1 pseudogene is annotated in these 640 nt (G+C 64.7%); it reads left to right on the forward strand.

Annotated elements, in window-relative coordinates:
* Positions 1–90: 90 nt before the first annotated feature.
* Positions 91–640 (forward strand): annotated as a pseudogene (locus tag DID96_RS38635) (hypothetical protein); the annotation flags it as partial.

Raw genomic sequence — 640 nt, forward strand, 5'->3', positions numbered from 1 at the left:
ACGGGCTTGAACACGACCAACAGCACCGTGACGAGTCTGTCGACTTCTACGGCGGCGGGGATCAGCACCGCGCAAAGCGGCGTGGGTTCGTTGTCGACCAGCCTGACCACCACCAACAGCAGCCTCGGTGCACTGTCGACGCTGGAATCGAGCGATGTGGTTTCGCTGTCGACCGGCCTGAATACGACCAACAGCACCGTGACGAGCCTGTCGACGTCGGCGGCAGCCGGCATCAGCACCGCACAAAGCGGCGTAGGTTCGCTGTCGACCAGCCTGACCACCACCAACAACAGCCTCGGTGCACTGTCGACGCTGGAATCGAGCGATGTGGTTTCACTGTCGACCGGCCTGAATACGACCAACAGCACCGTGACGAGCCTGTCGACGTCGGCCGCGGCCGGGATCAGCACCGCACAAAGCGGCGTGGGGTCGCTGTCGACCAGCCTGACCACCACCAACAGCAGCCTCGGTGCACTGTCGACGCTGGAATCGAGCGACGTGGTTTCGCTGTCGACGGGCCTGAATACGACCAACAGCACCGTGACGAGCCTGTCGACGTCGGCCGCGGCGGGGATCAGCACCGCGCAGAGCGGCGTGGGCTCGCTGTCGACGAGCCTGACCACCACCAACAACAGCCTCG

The organism is Burkholderia sp. Bp8963 (assembly GCF_003854275.1).
Lineage (GTDB): Bacteria > Pseudomonadota > Gammaproteobacteria > Burkholderiales > Burkholderiaceae > Burkholderia.